The organism is Pectobacterium brasiliense (assembly GCF_013449685.1).
GTDB classification, from domain to species: domain Bacteria; phylum Pseudomonadota; class Gammaproteobacteria; order Enterobacterales; family Enterobacteriaceae; genus Pectobacterium; species Pectobacterium brasiliense_A.
On sequence record NZ_JACDSF010000043.1, the window covers coordinates 45,015 to 67,753 of the forward strand.

General features: G+C 53.1%; 21 protein-coding genes. 18 read left to right on the plus strand and 3 right to left on the minus strand.

From position 1 onward, the window contains the following. The first annotated feature begins 139 nt into the window (after positions 1–139). From argC to hemB, 12 genes are all read left to right on the plus strand, one after another. The gene (argC, locus tag H0248_RS16860; protein WP_180786790.1) at positions 140–1,144 is read left to right on the plus strand and encodes an N-acetyl-gamma-glutamyl-phosphate reductase; all 1,005 of its coding nucleotides are present in this window, start codon (positions 140–142) and stop codon (positions 1,142–1,144) included. A 37-nt stretch (positions 1,145–1,181) separates the two neighbouring features. Next, complete coding sequence (gene argB / locus H0248_RS16865; RefSeq protein WP_039278775.1) at positions 1,182–1,955, plus strand: acetylglutamate kinase; 774 nt, start codon at positions 1,182–1,184, stop codon at positions 1,953–1,955. Between the two features lie 61 nt (positions 1,956–2,016). After that, the gene (argH, locus tag H0248_RS16870; protein WP_180786791.1) at positions 2,017–3,390 is read left to right on the plus strand and encodes an argininosuccinate lyase; all 1,374 of its coding nucleotides are present in this window, start codon (positions 2,017–2,019) and stop codon (positions 3,388–3,390) included. A 219-nt stretch (positions 3,391–3,609) separates the two neighbouring features. After that, complete coding sequence (gene rmuC, locus H0248_RS16875; RefSeq protein WP_180786792.1) at positions 3,610–5,169, plus strand: DNA recombination protein RmuC; 1,560 nt, start codon at positions 3,610–3,612, stop codon at positions 5,167–5,169. 187 nt (positions 5,170–5,356) lie between these two features. Continuing rightward, positions 5,357–6,112 carry a bifunctional demethylmenaquinone methyltransferase/2-methoxy-6-polyprenyl-1,4-benzoquinol methylase UbiE gene (gene ubiE / locus H0248_RS16880; RefSeq protein ID WP_010283801.1) on the plus strand — a complete coding sequence of 252 codons (756 nt, stop codon included), beginning with the start codon at positions 5,357–5,359 and terminating at the stop codon, positions 6,110–6,112. A 12-nt stretch (positions 6,113–6,124) separates the two neighbouring features. After that, complete coding sequence (gene ubiJ, locus H0248_RS16885; RefSeq protein ID WP_180786793.1) at positions 6,125–6,766, plus strand: ubiquinone biosynthesis protein UbiJ; 642 nt, start codon at positions 6,125–6,127, stop codon at positions 6,764–6,766. Then, on the plus strand, positions 6,763–8,403 hold the full coding sequence (gene ubiB, locus H0248_RS16890; protein WP_180786794.1) for a ubiquinone biosynthesis regulatory protein kinase UbiB: 1,641 nt from the start codon (positions 6,763–6,765) through the stop codon (positions 8,401–8,403). The genes ubiJ and ubiB overlap by 4 nt, the downstream gene beginning before the upstream one ends. Positions 8,404–8,485: 82 nt before the next feature. Next, a complete protein-coding gene (tatA, locus tag H0248_RS16895) occupies positions 8,486–8,746 on the plus strand; it encodes a twin-arginine translocase TatA/TatE family subunit (protein WP_180786795.1) in 261 nt (86 codons plus the stop codon). 3 nt (positions 8,747–8,749) lie between these two features. Continuing rightward, positions 8,750–9,343, plus strand: coding sequence for a Sec-independent protein translocase protein TatB (tatB, locus tag H0248_RS16900; protein WP_180786796.1), 594 nt, complete (start codon positions 8,750–8,752; stop codon positions 9,341–9,343). Positions 9,344–9,346: 3 nt separating this feature from the next. Further along, a complete protein-coding gene (gene tatC / locus H0248_RS16905; RefSeq protein WP_180786797.1) occupies positions 9,347–10,099 on the plus strand; it encodes a Sec-independent protein translocase subunit TatC in 753 nt (250 codons plus the stop codon). A gap of 106 nt (positions 10,100–10,205) precedes the next feature. Next, positions 10,206–10,988: a 3'-5' ssDNA/RNA exonuclease TatD gene (gene tatD, locus H0248_RS16910; RefSeq protein ID WP_180786798.1), complete on the plus strand. Its 783-nt coding sequence runs from the start codon at positions 10,206–10,208 to the stop codon at positions 10,986–10,988. 17 nt (positions 10,989–11,005) lie between these two features. Further along, positions 11,006–12,028, plus strand: a complete 1,023-nt coding sequence (gene hemB, locus H0248_RS16915) for a porphobilinogen synthase (protein ID WP_010283816.1) — start codon at positions 11,006–11,008, stop codon at positions 12,026–12,028. A 96-nt stretch (positions 12,029–12,124) separates the two neighbouring features. Here hemB and rfaH read toward each other — a convergent pair whose 3' ends face one another. Continuing rightward, positions 12,125–12,613: a transcription/translation regulatory transformer protein RfaH gene (gene rfaH, locus H0248_RS16920; protein WP_180786799.1), complete on the minus strand. Its 489-nt coding sequence runs from the start codon at positions 12,611–12,613 to the stop codon at positions 12,125–12,127. Positions 12,614–12,812: 199 nt separating this feature from the next. Here rfaH and ubiD point away from each other — a divergent pair, with 199 nt between their 5' ends. Then, positions 12,813–14,309 (plus strand): 4-hydroxy-3-polyprenylbenzoate decarboxylase, encoded by a 1,497-nt coding sequence (gene ubiD, locus H0248_RS16925; RefSeq protein ID WP_180786800.1) that lies wholly within the window; start codon positions 12,813–12,815, stop codon positions 14,307–14,309. Positions 14,310–14,361: 52 nt separating this feature from the next. Continuing rightward, positions 14,362–15,063, plus strand: a complete 702-nt coding sequence (fre, locus tag H0248_RS16930; protein ID WP_180786801.1) for an NAD(P)H-flavin reductase — start codon at positions 14,362–14,364, stop codon at positions 15,061–15,063. A gap of 97 nt (positions 15,064–15,160) precedes the next feature. Here fre and fadA read toward each other — a convergent pair whose 3' ends face one another. Both fadA and fadB read right to left on the minus strand, forming a co-directional pair. Then, on the minus strand, positions 15,161–16,324 hold the full coding sequence (gene fadA / locus H0248_RS16935; RefSeq protein WP_180786802.1) for an acetyl-CoA C-acyltransferase FadA: 1,164 nt from the start codon (positions 16,322–16,324) through the stop codon (positions 15,161–15,163). 11 nt (positions 16,325–16,335) lie between these two features. Next, positions 16,336–18,525, minus strand: coding sequence for a fatty acid oxidation complex subunit alpha FadB (fadB, locus tag H0248_RS16940; RefSeq protein WP_180786803.1), 2,190 nt, complete (start codon positions 18,523–18,525; stop codon positions 16,336–16,338). Between the two features lie 185 nt (positions 18,526–18,710). Between fadB and pepQ the strand changes: the two genes are divergently transcribed. Genes pepQ through hemG form a run of 4 tightly spaced genes read left to right on the plus strand, consistent with a single transcriptional unit; the run spans position 18,711 to position 22,708 of the window. Next, a complete protein-coding gene (pepQ, locus tag H0248_RS16945) occupies positions 18,711–20,042 on the plus strand; it encodes a Xaa-Pro dipeptidase (RefSeq protein ID WP_180786804.1) in 1,332 nt (443 codons plus the stop codon). After that, complete coding sequence (locus tag H0248_RS16950) at positions 20,042–20,653, plus strand: IMPACT family protein (RefSeq protein ID WP_180786805.1); 612 nt, start codon at positions 20,042–20,044, stop codon at positions 20,651–20,653. Before pepQ ends, H0248_RS16950 begins: the two co-directional genes overlap by 1 nt. A gap of 42 nt (positions 20,654–20,695) precedes the next feature. After that, positions 20,696–22,147: a Trk system potassium transporter TrkH gene (gene trkH, locus H0248_RS16955; protein ID WP_180786806.1), complete on the plus strand. Its 1,452-nt coding sequence runs from the start codon at positions 20,696–20,698 to the stop codon at positions 22,145–22,147. Between the two features lie 21 nt (positions 22,148–22,168). Continuing rightward, a complete protein-coding gene (gene hemG, locus H0248_RS16960; protein WP_180786807.1) occupies positions 22,169–22,708 on the plus strand; it encodes a menaquinone-dependent protoporphyrinogen IX dehydrogenase in 540 nt (179 codons plus the stop codon). Positions 22,709–22,739: the final 31 nt, after the last annotated feature.

Genomic DNA, 22,739 nt, shown 5'->3' on the forward strand with positions numbered 1-22,739 from the left:
TAATGCTCAGCGAAAGGAAACCCAAAGGTACGGCGATGGCGATTCGTCACTTTCACTGAGTTTCGCGGGTGAACAGCGTACCGACGCTGGTGAGCCCGGTTACCTGTTTCATAGATAAGTAAGAAGGTATACGGATCCCATGCTGAATACGCTGATTGTTGGTGCAAGTGGTTATACCGGCGCTGAGCTTGCGCTCTACCTGAACCGTCACCCACAGATGAACATAACCGCTTTGATGGTTTCTGCGCAAAGTGTCGATGCAGGAAAATTGATTTCTGATTTACATCCGCAGCTCAAAGGCATTATTGATGTACCGGTAAAACCGCTGACCGATGCGGAAGAAGCGGCGAAAGGCGTGGATGTCGTTTTTCTGGCGACCGACCACAAAGTCAGCCACGATCTGGCCCCTGTTTTTCTGGCGGCAGGCTGCACCGTTTTTGATTTATCTGGTGCGTTCCGCGTACAGGATGCCGACTTTTATCGTCGCTACTATGGCTTTGAGCATCAGCACCCTGACTGGCTGGCAAAAGCGGTTTACGGGCTGGCTGAATGGCGTGCTGAAAGTGTAAAACACGCGCAGTTGATTGCGGTGCCGGGCTGTTATCCAACGGCAGCACAGCTGGCGCTGAAGCCGCTGCTGGACGCGCAATTGCTGAACCCGGCGCAATGGCCGGTGATTAATGCCGTGAGCGGCGTGAGCGGGGCAGGGCGTAAAGCGTCTATGACCAACAGCTTCTGCGAAGTCAGCCTGCAACCGTACGGTATTTTCAACCATCGTCATGAACCTGAAATTTCAACGCACCTCGGCACGCCAGTGATCTTCACGCCGCATTTGGGCAACTTCGCTCGCGGTATTCTGGAAACCATCACCTGCCGCCTGCAACCGGGCGTCACCCAGCAGGATGTTGCCGAAGCCTATCACAACGCCTATCACGATAAGCCGCTGGTTCGCCTGTATGACAAGGGCGTGCCGGCGCTGAAATCCGTTGTCGGCCTGCCGTTCTGCGATATCGGTTTCTCCGTTGACGGTGAACACCTCATCGTGGTGGCAACCGAAGATAATCTGCTGAAAGGCGCGGCGGCACAGGCTGTACAATGCATGAACATTCGTTTTGGTTTCCCTGAAACCCAATCGTTAATTTAATGACTACTGGTCCCGACATTTCGAGGCGCGAAGCATAATGAATCCGTTAATTATCAAATTAGGTGGCGTTTTACTGGATAGCGAAGAAGCGCTGGAGCGTCTGTTCACCGCACTGGTGGCTTACCGTCAGGAGCATCAGCGTCCGCTGGTGATTGTGCACGGCGGCGGCTGTCTGGTGGACGAGCTGATGAAGAAGCTGGCGCTGCCAGTCGTGAAGAAAAACGGCCTGCGCGTCACGCCAGCCGATCAGATCGACATCATCACCGGTGCGCTGGCGGGATCCGCCAACAAGACGCTGCTGTCATGGGCGAAGAAGCATGATATCAACGCAGTTGGTCTGTGTCTGGGCGATGGCGGCAGCACGACGGTCACGCAGCTCGATGAGTCTTTGGGCTTTGTGGGCAAAGCGGAAGCGGGATCGCCTGCGCTGCTGAATACGCTGCTGTCTGCGGGCTACCTGCCAGTCGTCAGCTCCATTGGTATTACGGCGCAGGGCGACCTGATGAACGTCAACGCCGATCAGGCGGCGACGGCGCTGGCGCAAACGCTGGGCGCGGATTTAATCCTGCTGTCTGACGTGAGTGGCATTCTGGACGGTAAAGGCCAGCGTATTGCTGAAATGACGGCGGAGAAAGCCGAGCAACTGATTGCTCAGGGCATTATTACCGACGGCATGATTGTTAAGGTCAACGCCGCGCTGGATGCCGCGCGTGCGCTGGGGCGTCCGGTTGATATCGCTAGTTGGCGTCATGCCGAGCAGCTACCTGCGCTGTTCAACGGCGTGGCGATTGGTACACGTATTCTGGCGTAAGTCGTTTCTGGGTATGGCATGATGCGATACCAACATGAATTAAATTCTGGGAGTAATCGTTATGGCTTTGTGGGGCGGTCGGTTTAGTCAGGCAGCAGATCAGCGTTTTAAACAATTTAATGACTCACTGCGGTTTGATTACCGTCTGGCGGAACAGGACATCGTTGGCTCGATCGGCTGGTCGAAAGCGCTGGTGACGGTCAATGTGCTCAGCGAGCAGGAGCAGCAGCAACTGGAACAGGCGCTGAATGCGTTGCTGGTTGAGGTACAGGCTGACCCTGAGATGATCCTGCAAAGCGATGCAGAAGACATTCACAGCTGGGTTGAACAGCGCCTGATTGAGAAAGTCGGCGCTTTAGGTAAAAAACTGCATACCGGTCGTAGCCGTAACGATCAGGTCGCGACCGACCTGAAATTGTGGTGCAAAGCGCAGATTGCAGAGCTGCTGCTGTCGGTACGCCAGCTGCGTCAGGCGCTGGTCACGACGGCTGAAGCCAATCAGGATGCGGTGATGCCGGGTTACACCCACTTGCAGCGCGCACAGCCGGTGACGTTTGCACACTGGTGTCTTGCCTACCACGAAATGCTGGCGCGTGATGAAAGCCGTCTGGAAGATACGCTGAAGCGTCTGGATGTCAGCCCGCTGGGCTGTGGCGCGCTGGCGGGAACGGCTTATCCGATCGACCGTGAGCAACTGGCGGGCTGGCTGGGATTTGCCTCGGCCACGCGTAACAGTCTGGATACGGTTTCCGATCGCGATCATGTACTGGAACTGCTGTCCGATGCGTCGATCGGCATGATCCACCTGTCTCGTTTTGCCGAAGATCTGATCTTCTTCAACAGCGGTGAAGCGGCGTTCGTTGAGCTGTCTGACCGTGTGACATCTGGTTCTTCCCTGATGCCGCAGAAGAAAAACCCGGATGCACTGGAGCTGATTCGCGGTAAATGTGGTCGCGTACAGGGCGCGTTAACCGGCATGATGATGACGCTTAAAGGCCTGCCGCTGGCGTATAACAAAGACATGCAGGAAGACAAAGAAGGGCTGTTTGACGCGCTGGATACCTGGCACGACTGCCTGATGATGGCGGGTCTGGTGCTGGAAGGCATTCAGGTGAAGCGTCCACGTTGTAAAGAAGCAGCCGAGCAAGGCTACGCGAACTCGACAGAGCTGGCGGATTACCTGGTCGCGAAAGGCGTTCCATTCCGTGAAGCGCACCATATCGTGGGTGAAGCGGTGGTTGAAGCCATTCGTCAGGGCAAAGCATTGGAAGCGTTGCCGCTGGCCGATCTGCAAAAATTCAGCGCTGTGATTGGCGAGGATGTGTACCCGATTCTGGCGTTACAATCCTGCCTAGATAAGCGTGCTGCACAAGGTGGCGTGTCACCGCAGCAGGTCGCTAAAGCGATTAGTGATGCGAAGCAGCGCTTAGCTTAACTCGCCCACCTCTGTTCTGTTCCCCCAGCGTGGTGTTCCGCGTTGGGGGAATTCTACCCTTACCGATCTGATTCTTCTGCAAATTATCATCTATCCATTTTCATATGGAATGCGGTTCGCATTTTTTTGCTCAACCTACTCCCCATCAGAATTGTTTCTGGACATCCATACAGTATCATTTTACCTTGACCGACAGCGTGAAAGGCCTGCGGAGGCAAAGTGGATATCAGCATATTTTATGGTCTGGGCGGCGGCGCGGTAGGGCTACTGATCGGGTGGTTGATTGCCAGCCTGATTCATCAGCAGAAGCTGTCGCAGCATGACACCGAACAGCGGTTGCTGGCACAGACGTTACAGCAGACTCAGCAGTCGCTCAGCGAACAGCAGCAGACAAAGCAGCTGCACGAACAGCGGCTACGGCAAAACGAGCTGGAGCTGCGCACGGTTCACGCTCAACTCTCTGCCAGCCATGAAAAGCTGCAACAGCTCAGTGAACTCCGCGAGGAGTGCGTGCAGCTCAATCAGGAACTGCGAACGCTGCGTGAAATCAATAGCGCACAGGAAGCGGAGCTACGGGAAGTCACCATTCGGCTGGAAGAAACCCGTATGGCGGCGGAAGAGAAGCAGCGGCTGCTGGCAAACAGCGAACAGCGGTTGACGACACAGTTTGAGAATCTGGCGAACCGGATTTTTGAACACAGCGGCCGCAAAGTGGATGAACAAAATAAACAGAGTCTGGATAAGCTGCTGATGCCGCTACGTGAGCAGCTTGATGGCTTCCGTCGTCAGGTGCAGGACAGCTTTGGGGCGGAAGCGCGCGAGCGTCACACGTTGGCGCACGAAATCCGCAATCTGCAACAGCTGAACGCGCAGATGGCACATGAGGCCATCAACCTGACGAAAGCGCTGAAAGGCGATAACAAAACGCAGGGTAACTGGGGCGAGGTGGTGTTAAGCCGCGTACTGGAAGCTTCCGGCCTGCGTGAAGGCTATGAGTACCAAACACAGGTCAGTGTGCAGACGGGAGCAAATAGCCGCCTGCAACCGGATGTCATCGTGCGCTTACCGCAGGGCAAAGATGTCGTGATCGATGCCAAGATGTCGCTGGTGGCCTACGAGCGCTATTTCAATAGTGACGATGACGCAGAGCGCAGTGTGGCGTTGAACGAACATTTGCTCTCGGTTCGCAGCCATATTCGGCAGTTGAGCAGTAAAGATTACCAGCAGCTTCCGGGCCTGCGTTCGCTAGACTACGTGCTGATGTTTATTCCGGTCGAACCGGCTTTTCTGGTCGCTATCGATCGCCAGCCCGAATTGATCAACGAGGCACTAAAGCACAATATTATGCTGGTCAGCCCGACCACGCTGTTGGTGGCATTACGCACTATCACCAATTTATGGCGCTATGAACAACAGAGCCGCAATGCACAGCAGATCGCTGAAAAAGCGTCGCGACTGTACGATAAACTGCGGTTGTTTGTCGATGATATGGAAGCGCTGGGGCTGAGTCTGGATAAAGCGCAGGGCACTTATCGTCAGGCGATGAATAAACTTTCCTCTGGGCGTGGTAACCTTATTGGCCAGGCTGAGGGGTTCCGTGCGCTGGGTGTAGAAATTAAACGCACAATCAGCCCGTCATTAGCAGAAAAAGCAACGGCCCATGAGCACGCTGAACGCGATGAATTACCGGATTCCGCAGCGCCCGACGCTGTTTCACCAACCGTGAAAACGGAGGGCGAAGAAGGGGAATCCCCCTTAGCGACCCGTAACCTATCCTAAATAATTCGAGTTGCGTGAAGCCAACGCACAAGCAGCTTGAAGTATGACGGATATAAATAGGTATGGATTTCGCGGGCTTGGCACCATGCTATGTGAAATTAGTGCAGTGGGGTTTTTATACGGGTCTGGTACACTCTCACCATTAATGGGTAGACCCGAAATTTGACTGAAATAGTAGGCGGATAAGATGGCAAGTGAGCAGGAGAAAACGGCCGACTTTGGTTTTCGGACTGTCGCCAGGGATGAAAAAGAAGTCATGGTGGCTGAGGTTTTTCATTCTGTAGCAGCAAAGTATGACTTGATGAATGACCTGATGTCCTTTGGTATCCACCGTGTCTGGAAGCGTTTCACTATCGAATGTAGTGGAGTAAGACGTAACCAGCGAGTTCTGGATCTTGCCGGAGGCACAGGGGATTTAACCGCCAAATTCTCCCGCATGGTTGGCGAAGGTGGTGAGGTCATTCTGGCGGACATCAACGCATCAATGCTGAAAGTGGGCCGCGAAAAACTGCGTAACAAAGGCATTATCGACAACATCAACTACGTGCAGGCTAATGCTGAAGCGCTGCCGTTCCCTGATGACTTCTTCGACTGCATTACTATCTCCTTTGGTCTGCGCAACGTGACGGACAAAAACAAAGCGCTGCGCTCCATGTACCGCGTGCTGAAGCCGGGTGGTCGCTTGCTGGTGCTGGAGTTTTCCAAACCGATCATTAAACAGCTGAGCACCGTTTACGATGCATATTCATTTCATATCCTGCCGAGGATTGGCGAAGCCGTGGCGAGTGATGCCGGGAGCTACCGCTATCTGGCGGAATCTATCCGCATGCACCCCGATCAGGAAACGCTGAAAGGGATGATGATCGATGCCGGTTTTGACAGTGTTAACTATTTCAACCTCACCGGTGGAATCGTTGCACTGCATCGTGGGTTTAAATTCTGATTGGAAACGCCAATGCTGATAACGTCTTTTCTGACTGCTACGCTGGAAACCGCGCTGAATCAGCTGCTTTTTCACGATACGGTTTCTTGCGATCGTGGTTTTTCTTGCGATCGAAGTATGAAGTCTGCCCGCCAGCGCTTACAGGGTAAAACACTTCAGATCGAGCTGGCTGAGCTGGATATGCCCTTGGTGCTGGTGTTTAACGAACAGCGGCTGGACGTGATCAACCAATGGGGCGAGCCAGCGGATTGCTGCCTGAAAACACGCGTTCCGGTTCTGATGAAATTACGCGATCGTCAACAGCTATCGTCGCTGATGCGCAGCGGCGAGCTGGTGATAGAAGGCGATATTCAAGTTGTTCAACAGTTCATCGTGCTGGTTGATCTGGCGGAGTTCGATCCGGCGGAGTGGTTGTCCCCCTATCTGGGCGATATTGTTGCTCAAGGGCTTACCCAAACGGCACAGAAAACCCTGAGTTTCCTGAGACGCTCATTCCATCAGCAGCAACATTTCTTGTCTGAGACGCTAACGGAAGAGTGGCGACTGGCTCCAAGAAAACTGGAAAATGCCTGGTTCCATGAGGAAATTGTTGCGCTGGATAAATCCGCCGATACGTTGTCCGAACGGCTGGCGAAGCTGGAGGCTTTACGATGACGCCCAGTGAATTACGCCGCCTTTACAGTATATTGCGTGTACTGTTGAGCTATGGTCTGGACGAACTGATTCCTAAAATGCGTTTGACGCTGCCGCTACGTGCGGGTCGTCGTCTGCTGTTCTGGTTACCCAATCGTCACCGCACTAAGCCTTTAGGGGAACGTCTGCGTTTGGCACTTCAGGAACTGGGGCCTGTGTGGATTAAGTTCGGACAAATGATGTCCACGCGCCGCGATCTGTTCCCACCGGCTATCGCCGATCAACTGGCGATGTTGCAGGATAAGGTTGAGCCGTTTGATGGCAAATTGGCGCGCGAGCAAATTGAGCTGTCGATGGGCGGAGTCCCCCTTGAAGAGTGGTTTGATGATTTTGACATTAAACCGCTGGCCTCTGCCTCGATTGCACAGGTGCATACCGCCTGCCTGAAAAGCACGGGAAAAGAGATCGTTATCAAGGTTATTCGCCCAGATATTTTGCCTGTCATCAAGGCGGATATGCGCCTGATGAAACGTCTGGCGGGGTGGTTGCCGCACCTGTTGCCTGATGGCCGCCGTCTGCGCCCGCGCGAAGTGGTGCTGGAATATGAAAAAACGCTGCTTGATGAGCTGAACTTGCTGCGTGAAGCGGCAAATGCCATTCAACTACGGCGTAATTTTGATAATAGCCCGATGCTGTATGTGCCGGAAATATATTCAGATTATTGCAGTGAAAGTATGTTGGTCATGGAGCGAATTTACGGTATTCCTGTTTCTGATGTCGACGCGCTGACAGCCAATGGCACGGATATGAAATTACTGGCAGAACGCGGCGTTCAGGTTTTCTTCACGCAGGTGTTCCGCGATAGTTTCTTCCACGCAGATATGCACCCCGGCAATATCTTTATCAGCTACGATCACCCAGAGAACCCGCAATACATTGGTATTGATTGCGGCATCGTCGGTTCGTTGAATAAAGAAGATAAGCGCTATCTGGCTGAGAATTTCATTGCCTTCTTCAACCGCGATTATCGCAAAGTTGCCGAACTGCACGTGGATTCGGGCTGGGTGCCTGCGGACACGAATGTTGCCGATTTTGAGTTTGCCATTCGCACGGTCTGTGAGCCGATCTTTGAGAAGCCGTTGGCAGAAATTTCGTTCGGCCATGTATTATTGAATCTGTTTAATACGGCCCGTCGCTTCAATATGGAAGTACAGCCGCAGCTAGTGCTGCTGCAAAAAACGTTGCTGTATGTTGAAGGTGTGGGTCGGCAGCTTTATCCGCAGCTTGACCTGTGGAAAACTGCCAAGCCGTTTCTGGAAAACTGGCTGAAACAACAGGTCGGTTTGTCTGCGGTTTTCCGTGCGCTTAAAGAAAAGGCGCCGTTCTGGGCTGAAAAACTGCCGGAAGTCCCTGAGCTGTTTTATGACGGGCTACGTCAGCATAAGATGTTAAAGCAAAGCGTCGATAAGCTGGCCTATGAGTTGAAGACACAGCACTCTCGTCAAGGACAGTCACGATATCTTCTGGGTATTGGCGCAACGCTGCTAATCAGTGGTACGTTATTACTGATCAGCCGTGTTGAAGCCGATAGGGTTCCCGCAGGACTGATGGCCGCAGGGATCGTCGCTTGGATTATCGGCTGGCGTCGAACTCGTTGAAGCAGATCATGATGTACGCCAGAATTACTCGATATAATTACGGGAATTCTGTCGTTCCCCTTTTTGAAAAGAGGTAAATGTTATGGGCGGTATTAGTATTTGGCAGTTGCTGATTGTTGTCGTTCTCGTCGTGCTGGTATTCGGGACCGGAAAATTAAAAACACTGGGTTCAGATTTGGGTGCGTCGATCAAAGGCTTTAAGAAAGCGATGGGGGATGATCAAGCCTCTAATCACGCAGATAAAACTCAGCAAGATGCGGATTTTTCGACTAAGTCGATCACTGATAACCCATCAGAAACCAAACAGAATGACACGAAGAGCCAGCATAAAGAGCAGGTGTAAGCTGTGTTCGATATCGGTTTTGGTGAATTGCTGTTGGTGATGGTTCTCGGCCTGATTGTCCTCGGGCCGGAGCGTTTGCCTGTGGCAGTCAGAACGGTTGCAAGCTGGATCAGGACGCTGCGTTCGCTGGCGTCTACGGTTCAGAATGAGCTGTCGCAGGAACTGAAACTCCAGGAGTTTCAGGAAAGCCTGAAGAAAGTCGAAAAAGCCAGTTTGCAAAATCTGTCGCCTGAGTTGAAAGCCTCAATGGATGAACTCAAAGAAGCGGCAGAAGCGATGAAACGTGGCTATGCCGAGACAGTGTCGCCGCAAAAACCAGATGACCACCAAACGTCAGAAGGTCATCGCGCGACGGTGGAACCGCAGCACAGCACCCCGCTGAGCGATCCCGAAGCGGCCTACGATGGGGTGATTGAAGCGGAAACCGCAGTACGTCCGGTAGTCAGTCAACCTAAACCTGAAAGCGCTACTGTGGCTGAACATCACCATGATGGTCACAACGCCGCGAGTGATGACGCTGTCAGCAGCGATAATGTCAAACCTGAGCAGTCCCAGTCTTCTGCTGTTTCTGCCCGTCAACCGAGCGATAGTCGTTAGTTTATGGCCGATGAAGAGACTCAACCGCTAATTAGCCACCTGATTGAGCTACGTAAGCGGCTACTGAACAGCATTATCTGTGTGCTGGCGGTATTTATTGCGCTGGTGTTCTTTGCCAACGACATTTATCAACTGGTTTCTGCACCGCTCATTGAGCAATTGCCTGCGGGTGCCAGCATGATCGCGACCGATGTCGCCTCACCTTTCTTTACGCCGATAAAGCTGACGATGATTGTCTCAGTGTTTGTCGCTGCGCCGCTGGTGCTGTATCAGGTGTGGGCATTTGTGGCTCCAGCTTTGTATAAACACGAGCGTCGCTTAATGATGCCGTTGCTGGTTTCCAGCAGTCTGCTGTTTTATTCGGGCATGGCGTTCGCGTATTTTGTGGTGTTCCCGCTGGCGTTTGGTTTTTTTGCAAAAACCGCGCCGGTTGGCGTATTGATTGCGACAGACATCAATAACTACCTCGATTTTGTTATGGCGCTGTTCATGGCGTTCGGCGTATCGTTTGAGGTGCCCGTTGCCATCGTGCTGCTCTGCTGGAGTGGTGTGGTGACGCCAGAAGATCTGAAGAAGAAACGCCCTTATATTTTGGTGGGCGCATTCGTTGTCGGGATGCTGCTGACGCCGCCGGATGTTTTCTCGCAGACGCTGCTGGCGATTCCCATGTATCTACTGTTTGAAATCGGCGTCTTCTTCTCACGGTTTTATGTTGGCAAAGGCCGACGTGCTGAAGCCGAAGAGCCATCGCAGTAACGAACGGTTTCCTGCGGTAGGACGGTAAAATGACCTCTCTTCGAGAGGTCTTATTTTTTTATTCGCCAGCGTAAAATCGGTGAACGGTCACGGGCAGGTGAGAGTCATGTTTGATATCGGTGTCAACCTAACCAGTTCTCAGTTTGAAAAAGATCGGGAGCAGGTCGTCATCCGGGCAAAGCAAGCGGGTGTCAGTGGCATCTTGATCACCGGAACAAACGCTCAGGAAAGCCATCAGGCCATGTTACTGGCGCAAGCTTATCCTGATTACTGTTGGTCAACGGCAGGCGTTCATCCGCATGATGCCAGCCAATGGAATGACGGCATCGCTGAGCAGCTTCATCAGATGGCAAGCGCCGCCTGCGTGGTTGCTATTGGTGAATGTGGGTTGGATTTCAACCGTAACTTTTCGACACCAGAAGAGCAGGAACGGGCGTTCAGTGCGCAGCTAGCGATAGCGGCCGAACGGTCCATGCCGGTTTTCCTTCACTGTCGTGATGCCCATTCCCGCTTTATCTCTCTGCTGACGCCGTGGTTGAGTCAGTTACCTGCCGCCGTCGTTCACTGCTTTACCGGCAATCGTCATGAATTGGATGAGTGTCTGGCTGCGGGGCTGATGGTCGGTATTACCGGCTGGGTTTGCGATGAGCGTCGCGGGCTTGAGCTGCGCGCCTTACTGCCGCATATTCCTGCCGATCGGCTGTTGGTGGAAACCGACGCACCTTATCTGTTACCTCGGGATTTACGCCCTAAACCGGCCTCCCGCCGTAACGAACCCTGTTATCTGCCTCATATTATCCGCCAGATTGCGGAGTGGCGTGGAGAAGATGCCACATGGTTGGGACAGACAACAGATGAAAATGCCCGCCGAGTTTTCCGGCTGGCCTGATTCAGGAGAATAATGACATGAGCACTGCTTTTCCCGGCACTTTCCCTGGCCGACGTATGCGTCGCATTCGCCGCCATGATTTCAGCCGCCGCCTTGTTGCTGAGAATCAACTGACGGTGAATGATTTGATTTATCCCGTTTTCGTGATGGAAGGGACAAATCATCGTCAGGAAGTTCCCTCAATGCCGGGGGTATATCGGATGACTATCGACGTGCTTCTGAAAGAGGCCGAAGAGATCGCTAAGCTCGGTGTTCCGGTGCTGTCGCTGTTCCCCGTTATTGAAGCGGATAAGAAATCGCTCTATGCCGAAGAAGCCTATAACCCGGATGGTCTGGTTCCTCGCACAATTCGCGCGCTGAAAGACGCTGTCCCAGAACTGGGTTTACTGACGGATGTGGCGCTCGATCCCTATACCACGCACGGGCAGGACGGGATTATCGATGCGGATGGCTATGTGATTAACGACGTCACCAAGGAGATTTTGGTACGTCAGGCGTTGTCACACGCTGAAGCTGGAGCCGAAATTATTGCGCCTAGCGACATGATGGACGGTCGCATCGGTGCTATCCGCGATACCCTTGAAGCGCAAAACCTGATCAATACCCAGATCATGGCGTACTCGGCTAAGTATGCGTCGTGCTATTACGGGCCTTTCCGTGACGCCGTGGGCTCAGCTGGCAATCTGAAAGGTGGAAACAAGAAAACCTACCAGATGGATCCTGCTAACAGCGATGAAGCCTTACAAGAAATTGCGCAGGATTTGCAGGAAGGCGCGGATATGGTGATGGTCAAACCTGGGATGCCTTATCTGGACGTGGTGCGTCGCGTTAAAGATACCTTTGGTGTGCCGACGTTTGCTTATCAGGTATCTGGCGAATATGCGATGCACATGGCGGCGATTCAGAACGGCTGGTTGCAAGAACAGCCAGTAGTGATGGAGTCTCTGCTGTGCTTTAAACGCGCAGGTGCAGATGGTGTGTTGACCTATTTTGCCAAGCGTGTCGCACAGTGGCTACACGATCAGCATATGCAACGCTAGGTCTGTTCTTATCCGGCGCGTGATAAACGCGCCGGATAAGGTAAAGAGCAGAGGCGTCAAGCTACGTTTTTCGAAGGGCGATGTTTTTTATAAAGACTAAGCTTTGCGAAACTCGCGGTTATCGATGCTCTGTCTGACCTGTTTATTCAACATATTCAGCAACAGCATCGAGCGGGCTTCGCCGTCAGGCTCGGTGTAGATAGCCTGAAGACCAGAGAAAATACCGTCGGTAATGACCACGCTATCGCCAGGCTGTGGCGTCAGTGGGTCAATGATTCCCTGAACAGGGCGAAGTGACAATTCATCGATAACCTGCTGCGGAATGGTCGCGGGCAGTGCACCGAATCGCACAAAGTTGCTCACCCCGCGCGTCGCGCTGATGGTGGTGGTGTGGATGCATTCGGGGTCGAACGCCACAAACAGGTAGTTTGGGAACAGCGGCTCACACACTTCCGTTCGTTTACCACGAACGATCTTATCCAGCGTGATCATCGGGCTCACGCAGGTGACATCCTGACGTTCCAGATGCTCTTTCGCTCGCAGCAGTTGACCACGTTTACAATACAGTAAGTACCAAGCTTCCATAATTTCGCAGACTTATGATTCCGACGAGCAAGCATAACAAAAGCGGGCACGGATAAAAAATTTTCGGCAGATATTTTTGTTACCACATTTTGGTGATCGGATTCTTGATAGTGAGCAGATTCTTACCATAATAGCTGCTTCGGGAAGCGACAGGTTGGCGAAGAGACTTTATAATAGCCAGAACGATAGACTGCCCCCGATGAATAGCATGAAATACCGTGACTTACGCGAATTCCTCTCACTGCTGGAAGAGAGAGGGGAGTTGAAACGCATTACCCAGCCCATCGATCCCTACCTTGAAATGACGGAAATTGCCGACCGAACGCTGCGTGCGGAAGGCCCTGCGCTCCTGTTTGAGAACCCCAAAGGCTATGATATGCCGGTGCTGTGCAATTTATTTGGCACGCCGAAACGTGTTGCATTGGGAATGGGGCAGGAAGACGTCAGCGCATTGCGAGAAGTGGGCAAGCTGCTGGCGTTTCTGAAAGAGCCGGAGCCGCCCAAAGGGTTCCGCGATCTGGTGGATAAAATGCCGAAGTTCCGTCAGGTACTGAATATGCCGACGAAGCGCCAGTCTTCTGCGCCGTGTCAGGAACAGATTTGGCAGGGGGATGATGTTGATCTACGCCGGATTCCAGTGATGCAGTGCTGGCCAGAAGATGCTGCACCGCTGATTACTTGGGGGCTCACCGTGACGCGCGGGCCGCATAAAGAGCGGCAGAATCTGGGAATCTATCGCCAGCAGGTGCTGGGTAAAAACAAACTGATCATGCGCTGGCTATCTCATCGCGGCGGTGCGCTGGATTTCCAGGAGTGGTGTCAGGAAAATCCCGGGCAGCGTTTTCCGGTGTCTGTTGCATTGGGCGCTGACCCCGCGACGATCCTCGGTGCCGTGACGCCTGTCCCTGATACGCTGTCGGAATATGCCTTTGCGGGTTTGCTGCGCGGGCATAAGACCGAGGTGGTGAAGTGTTTGTCGAACGATTTGGAAGTTCCCGCCAGTGCGGAAATTGTTCTGGAAGGCTATATTGAACCGGGAGAAATGGCAGCTGAAGGGCCTTATGGCGACCATACCGGCTATTACAATGAAGTCGATCACTTCCCGGTCTTTACCGTCACGCATATTACTCAGCGGCAGAATGCCATTTATCACTCGACTTACACCGGCCGGCCACCGGACGAACCTGCTGTTTTGGGCGTGGCGTTGAACGAAGTTTTCGTGCCGATCCTGCAAAAGCAGTTTCCTGAGATTGTTGATTTTTATTTGCCACCGGAGGGTTGCTCTTACCGTCTGGCGGTCGTTACCATGAAGAAACAGTACCCTGGCCATGCTAAACGCGTCATGATGGGCGTTTGGTCTTTTTTACGCCAGTTCATGTATACGAAATTTGTCATTGTCTGCGATGATGACGTTAATGCGCGTGACTGGAACGACGTCATATGGGCGATCACGACGCGTATGGATCCGGCGCGCGATACGGTATTAGTAGAAAATACGCCGATAGATTACCTTGATTTTGCCTCGCCGATTTCTGGCCTTGGCTCCAAAATGGGTCTGGACGCCACCAATAAATGGCCTGGCGAGACGCAGCGCGAGTGGGGACATCCCATCAAGAAAGACCCGCAGGTTTGTGCCCGCGTTGATGACATATGGGATGAACTGGCCATTTTTAGTGACAGAGAGCCTCGGCGTTAAGGGCTGCTGCTCTGTTCTCAGTTTTGCTTTTATGACCCTATAGAGGGAATGCATGACAACATTGAGCTGTAAAGTGACTTCGGTCGAAGCCATAACCGATACGGTTTATCGTGTGCGTTTATTACCTGAAGCGCCGTTTTCCTTTCGGGCTGGCCAGTATTTGATGGTGGTGATGGGAGATCGAGATAAACGTCCTTTTTCACTGGCATCGACCCCGATGGATAAAAATTTTATTGAGTTGCACATTGGGGCGTCCGAACTGAATCTTTACGCGATGGCCGTGATGGAACGTATTCATAAGGAAAAATCCCTGATGGTCGATATCCCGCACGGCGAAGCCTGGCTGCGGGAAGAGAGCACGCGCCCCTTGGTGTTGATTGCGGGCGGAACCGGATTTTCGTATGTGCGTTCTATTCTGCTGACCGCGCTGGCGCAGCAACCCGAGCGTGATATCGCTATTTACTGGGGTGGCCGTGAATCTCAGCATCTGTATGACTTAACCGAGCTCGAAGGCTTTGCGGCCAAGCACCCGAATCTGCGCGTAGTGCCGGTCGTTGAGCAGCCGGAAGCAGGATGGGATGGCAGAACGGGGACCGTCCTGAGTGCGGTATTGCAGGATTACGGTTCACTGGCAGAGCAGGATATCTATATTGCTGGTCGTTTTGAAATGGCGAAAATTGCACGTGAGCGTTTTTGTAACGAGCGCGGTGCGCTGGCAGCGCACATGTTCAGCGATGCGTTTTCGTTTATTTAAAGCAGTCGATAGCAGTAAGACATAAGCAGCAAAATNNAAATCCCACGGCTGTGGGATTTTTGGTTTCTAGTCGTGCTCTGGCAGAACTTTCCTGTGTTTAGACGCGCTCAAATACCGTCGCAATGCCTTGTCCCAGGCCGATGCACATCGTCGCCACGCCAAACTGAACGTCGCGGCCTTCCATCAGATTAATCAACGTGGTGGAGATGCGTGCGCCTGAGCAGCCGAGCGGATGACCCAACGCAATCGCGCCGCCGTTGAGATTGACCTTTTCATCCAACTGTTCCAGCAGCCCCAGATCTTTAATGCAGGGTAGCGTCTGGGCGGCGAAGGCTTCATTCAATTCAAAGATGCCGATATCGGTCAGACTGAGCCCTGCTCGTTTCAACGCCAATTTGGTCGCGGGGACGGGGCCGTAACCCATAATCGAAGGATCACAGCCAACCACGGCCATTGCCCGAATGCAGGCTCGTACCGGTAAGCCTAACGATGCCGCGCGGGATTCGCTCATGATCAACATGGCTGCAGCCCCATCGGATAGCGCCGAGGATGATGCGGCTGTCACCGTACCGTTAACCGGATCGAACGCGGGTTTGAGGGCGGCTAGGCTATCGACAGTGGTGTCTGGGCGAATGACTTCATCATAATCGAAGCGTTGCAGCACGCCGTCTGCATCATGGCCCGCCGTGGGGATAATTTCATGACGAAACGCTCCTGACTGGGTGGCGCTGTGGGCGCGCTGGTGCGAACGTGCGGCGAACTGATCCTGCATCTCACGGCTAATATTGTGCATACGCCCCAGCATCTCAGCCGTGAGCCCCATCATACCTGCGGCTTTAGCTATGGTGCGACTCAGCCCCGGATGAAAATCGACGCCATGATCCATCGGCACATGACCCATATGCTCGACGCCGCCAATTAGGCAGACATTCGCGTCTCCCACCATAATGGCGCGGGCGGCATCGTGGAGCGCCTGCATGGAGGAACCGCACAACCGATTAACCGTGATCGCAGGGACATTCATCGGAATTCCTGCCAGCAAAGCGGCATTGCGAGCGACGTTGAAGCCTTGCTCCAGCGTCTGTTGCACACATCCCCAATAGATATCGTCGATCTCACGGGCGTCCAGCGCCGCGTTACGGCTCAGCAGGCTACGCATCAGATGTGCAGACAGGTCTTCGGCTCTTACCTGGCGGAAAGCGCCGCCTTTGGAGCGTCCCATCGGCGTACGTACGGCATCAACAATGACTACCTTTTCCATATTTCCTGCCCTCATGCCGGTTGACCGTAAGAAACGTCCGCGTGTGGCGCGACCGATGGGTAATAGCCTTCATTGTTTCTGGCTTTTTGCTGCAAGCCGTCTGGCACCTGATAAATGGCGCCGAGGTGCGCCAACTGCTGTGCCATCTCGACATAACGTTCGCTCCCCAACGTATCCAGATAGCGGCAGGCTCCGCCGTGGAAGGGAGGGAAACCTAACCCATATACCAGCGCCATGTCCGCTTCGGCGGGGCTGGCGACGATACCTTCTTCCAGACAGCGCGCGACTTCATTAATCATTGGGATCATCATGCGCGCGATAATCTCTTCTGCGCTGAACGTTTTTTTCGGTTGGCTGATGTCCTGAAGGATCGCATCTACAGCCTCATCCTGTTCTTTACGCAGCTTCCCCTTGCTATCGGTTTGATAACGGTAGAAGCCGTGACCATTCTTTTGCCCGAAACGCTGGTGTTCAAACAGCACATCAATCGCATCGCGATAGTCTTTCGCCATGCGCTGTGGGAAGCCCTCAGCCATCACGGCCTGAGCATGGTGAGCGGTATCAATACCGACAACGTCCAGCAGATAGGCTGGGCCCATCGGCCAACCGAATTTTTTCTCCATGACATTATCGATATCGCGGAAATCGGCACCGTCTCTGAGCAATAGGCTGAATGCAGCAAAATAGGGGAACAGCACCCGATTCACGAAGAATCCAGGGCAGTCGTTCACGACAATCGGCGTCTTGCCCATCTTGCTGGCGTAAGCCACTACGCTGGCGATGGTGCTGTCGCTGGTTTGAGGGCCGCGAATGATTTCGACCAGCGGCATGCGGTGTACCGGGTTGAAGAAGTGCATACCACAGAAATTTTGCGGTCGTTTTAGCGACGCAGCCAGTGAAGCAATCGGGATCGTTGAGGTATTCGAGGCCAGAATCGTATTCTCACTCACGTGCGATTCGGTTTCTGCCAACACGCTGGCTTTGATTTTCGGGTTCTCAACCACGGCCTCAACCACGATGTCGGTGCGCTCGAATCCGGCGTAATCCAGCGTTGGCTGAATGCTAGCCAGAATCGTCGCCATTTTCATTCCGTCCAGCTTGCCGCGCTCCATCTGCTTATTTAGGAGCTTGGCTGCTTCATTCATCCCCAGCGCGAGCGGCTTCTCGTTGATATCTTTCATCCGAATCGGCACGCCTTTGAGCGCAGATTGATAGGCAATGCCGCCGCCCATAATGCCTGCCCCTAGCACGGCGGCCTGCTTCGGTACGGATGTCTCGCCAATCAGCTTCTTCGATTTGCCTTTAACATACTGATCGTTGAGGAAAATACCGACGAGTGCGCGAGCTTCATTGGAACGCGCCAGTTGAACGAAGTGCTGCGTCTCAAGCTGCAATGCATCATCGCGTGTCATGGTCGCGGCAGCTTCGATGGTTTTTACCGCTAGCATCGGTGCCGGATAGTGCTTGCCAGCGGTTTGTAGCACCATCGCTTTGGCGGTGGTAAAGCTCATCATGGCTTCGATCTTATTGAGCTTCAGCGGTTCAAGTTTCGGACGTCGGTAAGCCTGCCAGTCCAGTGAGCCATTAATCGCCTGTTTCAACATCTTGATGGCGGCGGGAACCAGCTTGTCATTGGCGACAACGGCTTGCACCAGCCCCACTTTTAAGGCATCGGCTGCGCTGATGTCTTTGCCTGCGGCGATAATCTCCAGCGCGCTGTCCGCGCCCAGCAGGCGTGGCAGCCTGACCGTGCCGCCAAAGCCCGGCATGATCCCCAGTTTGGTCTCAGGTAGCCCGATTCGCGCATCCGTCGTCGCTAAACGAAAATCGGTCGCCAGCACACATTCACACCCGCCGCCCAACGCATAGCTATTAATCGCGGACAGCGTGGGAACGGGCAAATCCTCAAGGCGGCTGAAAATGTTGTTGGCGAAGACAAGCCATTCATGCAGCTTTTCGGCCGGTGCGGCAAAAAGGGAAAGGAATTCCGTGATATCCGCACCGACAATAAATGCCGGTTTGTCAGAACGTAGCAGTAAGCCCTTCAGATTCGGCTGTTCCGCCAGAACGTCTAACGCTTTACCCAGGCTGGCAACCGTGCGGGTATCTAGCTTGTTTACGGAGCCAGGGGCAGAAAATACCAGCTCGGCAATGCCGTCCTCAAGCCAGTTAAGGTAGAGGGATTCACCTTGATAAAGCATGTTTATCTCCGCTGTTTGTGTGAGTTATCTGGTATGACCAGATAATCGAATTGTGGTTTTAATGTTAACGTTTTGCAAACGAGAGATTAATTTTTTGCCGAATCGATCACAAAGCACCGGACGCTGCCCTTGGGGAATGCCTGTGTTAAAATGGAGAGATCATGTCGTGACGTACAAGGATACTCATGGAAAAGCTGGCTTCTTTATATCATCACCATCTGGCTACGCTGCAAGCGCGTGCTCAGGCGGTTTTAGCGCGCCATCAGCTTGACGCATTACTGATTCACTCTGGTGAGCTGTTGACCGTTTTTCTGGACGATCACGACTATCCTTTTAAAGTTAACCCGCAATTTAAAGCTTGGGTGCCCGTCACGCAGGTGCCGAACTGCTGGCTATGGGTTGACGGCGTTAATCCGCCAAAACTGTGGTTCTACTCGCCGGTGGATTACTGGCATAACGTTGCACCGGTTCCCGAGAGTTTTTGGACTGAAGACATCGATATTACCGTGCTACGGAATGCTGATGATATTGGACAACTGCTTCCCTCGCAGCGCGAACGTGTTGCCTATATCGGCTATGCCCCGCAGCGTGCGCAGGATTTGGGGATTCGTGCAGACAATATTAACCCTCAGGGCGTGCTGGATTATCTGCACTACCATCGGGCTTATAAAACGGATTACGAGCTGGCCTGCATGCGTGAAGCGCAGAAGACCGCCGTTATCGGTCACCGGGCGGCGCATGAAGCGTTCCTGTCTGGGATGAGCGAATTCGATATTAACCTGGCGTATCTGACGGCCACCGGTCATCGTGATATCGATGTCCCTTACGGTAATATCATTGCGCTAAATGAGCACGCCGCGGTGTTGCACTATACCCAGCTTGATCATCAGGTGCCTTCCGATGTCCGCAGTTTTCTGATTGATGCGGGTGCGGAATATAACGGCTATGCCGCCGATCTGACGCGTACCTATTCTGCGCAGAGCGATGGCGCGTTTGCCCTGCTGATTAAAGATCTCAATCAGGAAATGCTGTCATTGATTGATACCGTTCAGGCGGGAGTGCGTTATACCGATTACCATCTTCAGATGCATCAGCGGATTGCGAAGCTGCTGAAATCACATCAGTTGGTGCGGGACATCAGCGAAGAGGCCATGGTGGAGCAGGGGCTGACATCGCCTTTCCTGCCGCACGGTCTTGGCCACCCGCTGGGCTTGCAGGTGCATGATGTCGCCGGATTTATGCAAGACGATCGCGGCACACATCTGGTGGCACCGTCGCAGCATCCTTATCTGCGTTGTACTCGCGTGCTTGAACCTGGCATGGTCATGACGATCGAACCGGGCATCTATTTCATCGAATCCTTGCTTGCTCCGTGGCGTGAGGGCGAATTGCGTCAGCACTTTGACTGGCAAAAAATTGATGCGTTGAAACCGTTTGGTGGTATTCGTATCGAGGATAATATTGTCATTCATGACGGGCGTGTGGAGAACATGACGCGCGACCTGAATCTGGCCTGATGCAAGCGTATCCCATTCCTGCTGCGTCAGTGAGCTTCAGTGAGGAAATCAAGAAAAGCCGCTTTACGACGATCCTGGCGGCAACGCCGGGAATCGACGCGGCGAAAGCGTTTATCCAGCATGTCAGGGAAGAGCATGCTTCGGCGGGTCACCACTGCTGGGCATTTGTTGCGGGGGCGCCTGACGATTCCCAGCAGCTTGGTTTTTCTGACGATGGTGAGCCTTCCGGCACGGCGGGTAAGCCGATGCTGTCGCAACTGATGGGAAGCGGTATCGGTGAGATTACGGCCGTGGTCGTACGCTACTATGGCGGAATCCCGCTGGGCACGGGTGGGTTAGTGAAGGCTTATGGTGGTGGTGTTCAGCAAGCGCTGAAGCTGCTATCGCTGCAAGAGAAAGTATTGCAAAAAGAGTATGGCTTACAATGTGACTATGCACTGTTGCCCCAGGTGGAATCCCTGATCTTCCAGCTTGGTGGAAAAATTCTGCATAGTGAGTATGGCGTGGAAGTCGTATTGCGCTTCTCTATCCCCGTTAGGGGAACCGAGGAGGCGGCAATGAAATTGCGTGATTTAAGCCGCGGCGCGTTGCATTTATTGCCGATTCCATAATAATCCCAGCGCTTTTTATGAATCATTAAGGAATTCCCTGCGATGCACTTGCGCGCCATAACTCGTATTGTCGGCCAGTTGGTTATCCTGTTTTCCGGGACAATGGTTATTCCCGGACTGGTGGCGTTAATTTACCGCGATGGCGCAGGCCGAGCGTTTACGCAGACATTTATTGTCGCACTGGCGATTGGCATCATGCTGTGGTTACCAAACCGCAAACAGAAGCATGAACTGAAATCTCGTGAAGGGTTCCTGATCGTTGTTCTCTTCTGGACGGTGCTGGGAAGCGTCGGTGCGCTGCCTTTCCTGTTTGCTGAACATCCTAATCTGGGCGTAACGGACGCTTTTTTCGAATCGTTCTCTGGCCTAACGACAACGGGTGCCACTACGCTGGTCGGGCTGGATTCACTGCCTAAAGCCATTCTGTTTTATCGACAAATGCTGCAATGGTTTGGCGGGATGGGGATCATCGTACTTGCCGTTGCCATCCTGCCGATTCTCGGTGTTGGTGGGATGCAGCTTTATCGTGCGGAGATGCCGGGGCCGTTGAAGGAAAACAAAATGCGCCCGCGTATTGCCGATACGGCAAAAACGCTGTGGCTGATTTATCTCTTACTGACGATTGCCTGTGCTGTCGCGCTTTGGCTGGCTGGCATGCCGGTATTCGATGCGATTGGCCACAGTTTCTCTACGGTGTCCGTCGGAGGGTTCTCTACCCACGATGCCAGTATCGGTTACTTCAATAGTCCAACGATCAACACCATCATCGCGATATTCCTGCTGATTTCCGGCTGTAACTTTGGCTTGCACTTTGCCCTGCTGAGCGGTCGCAGCCTGAAGGTATACTGGCGTGACTCGGAATTCCGCATGTTCATCTTCGTTCAACTGTCGCTGGTGGCTGTGTGTACGATTGTCCTGTGGTTTCACCACGTTTATGACAGCGGGATGCAGACAATCAATCAGGCGTTCTTCCAGGTTGTCTCTATGGCGACAACGGCAGGATTTACCACGGATAGCATTGCATCGTGGCCGCTTTTCCTGCCGGTTTTGCTTCTATGCTCTGCATTCATTGGCGGGTGTGCGGGCTCAACGGGGGGCGGCTTGAAAGTGATTCGTATCCTGCTGCTTTTCCTACAAGGGTCGCGTGAGCTTAAACGGTTGGTGCATCCGAATGCGGTTTATACGATTAAGCTCGGTCATCGGGCGTTGCCTGAACGCATCCTTGAAGCCGTGTGGGGATTCTTCTCTGCGTATGCGCTGGTATTTATTGTCAGCATGCTGGCCGTCATTGCGACAGGTGTTGATGATTTCTCCGCGTTTGCGGCGGTCGCGGCCACATTGAATAACCTGGGGCCGGGGTTGGGCGTCGTTGCTGAGAATTTTACCTCGATGAATGATACGGCGAAATGGATTCTGATACTGACGATGCTGTTTGGTCGTTTGGAAGTCTTCACGCTTTTAGTGCTGTTTACGCCAACCTTCTGGCGGGAATAGTCCCCATAAGGATAAAGAACAATGAAAGCTTTGATCGTGTTTTCGAGTCGGGATGGGCAAACAAGAGCGATTGCCTCCTATATTGCAAATACTCTGAAAGGAATCCTGGAGTGCGATGTGGTTAACGTACTCAATGCGAATGATATCGATCTGGGCCAATACGATCAGGTTCTGATTGGGGCATCGATTCGATACGGGCGCTTTCATCCTGCGGTAAATCAATTTATCCGTAAGCATCTGACTTCTCTACAGCGGCTACCCAGCGCATTCTTCTCCGTGAACCTCACTGCGCGTAAGCCAGAAAAACGCACGGTACAGACCAATGCCTATACGCGTAAGTTTCTGCTGAATTCTCCCTGGCAGCCAGATTTGTGCTGCGTGTTCGCTGGCGCCTTACGCTACCCACGCTACCGCTGGTTCGATCGGGTAATGATTCAACTTATTATGCGTATAACTGGGGGGGAAACAGATAGCACTAAAGAAATTGAATATACAGACTGGCAGCAGGTTTCCCGTTTCGCTCAGGATTTCGCTCAATTAGCGGCGAAAAATCCGGCATAACGGCGTCTTTTAATTCGCTTTGCTGAAAAAA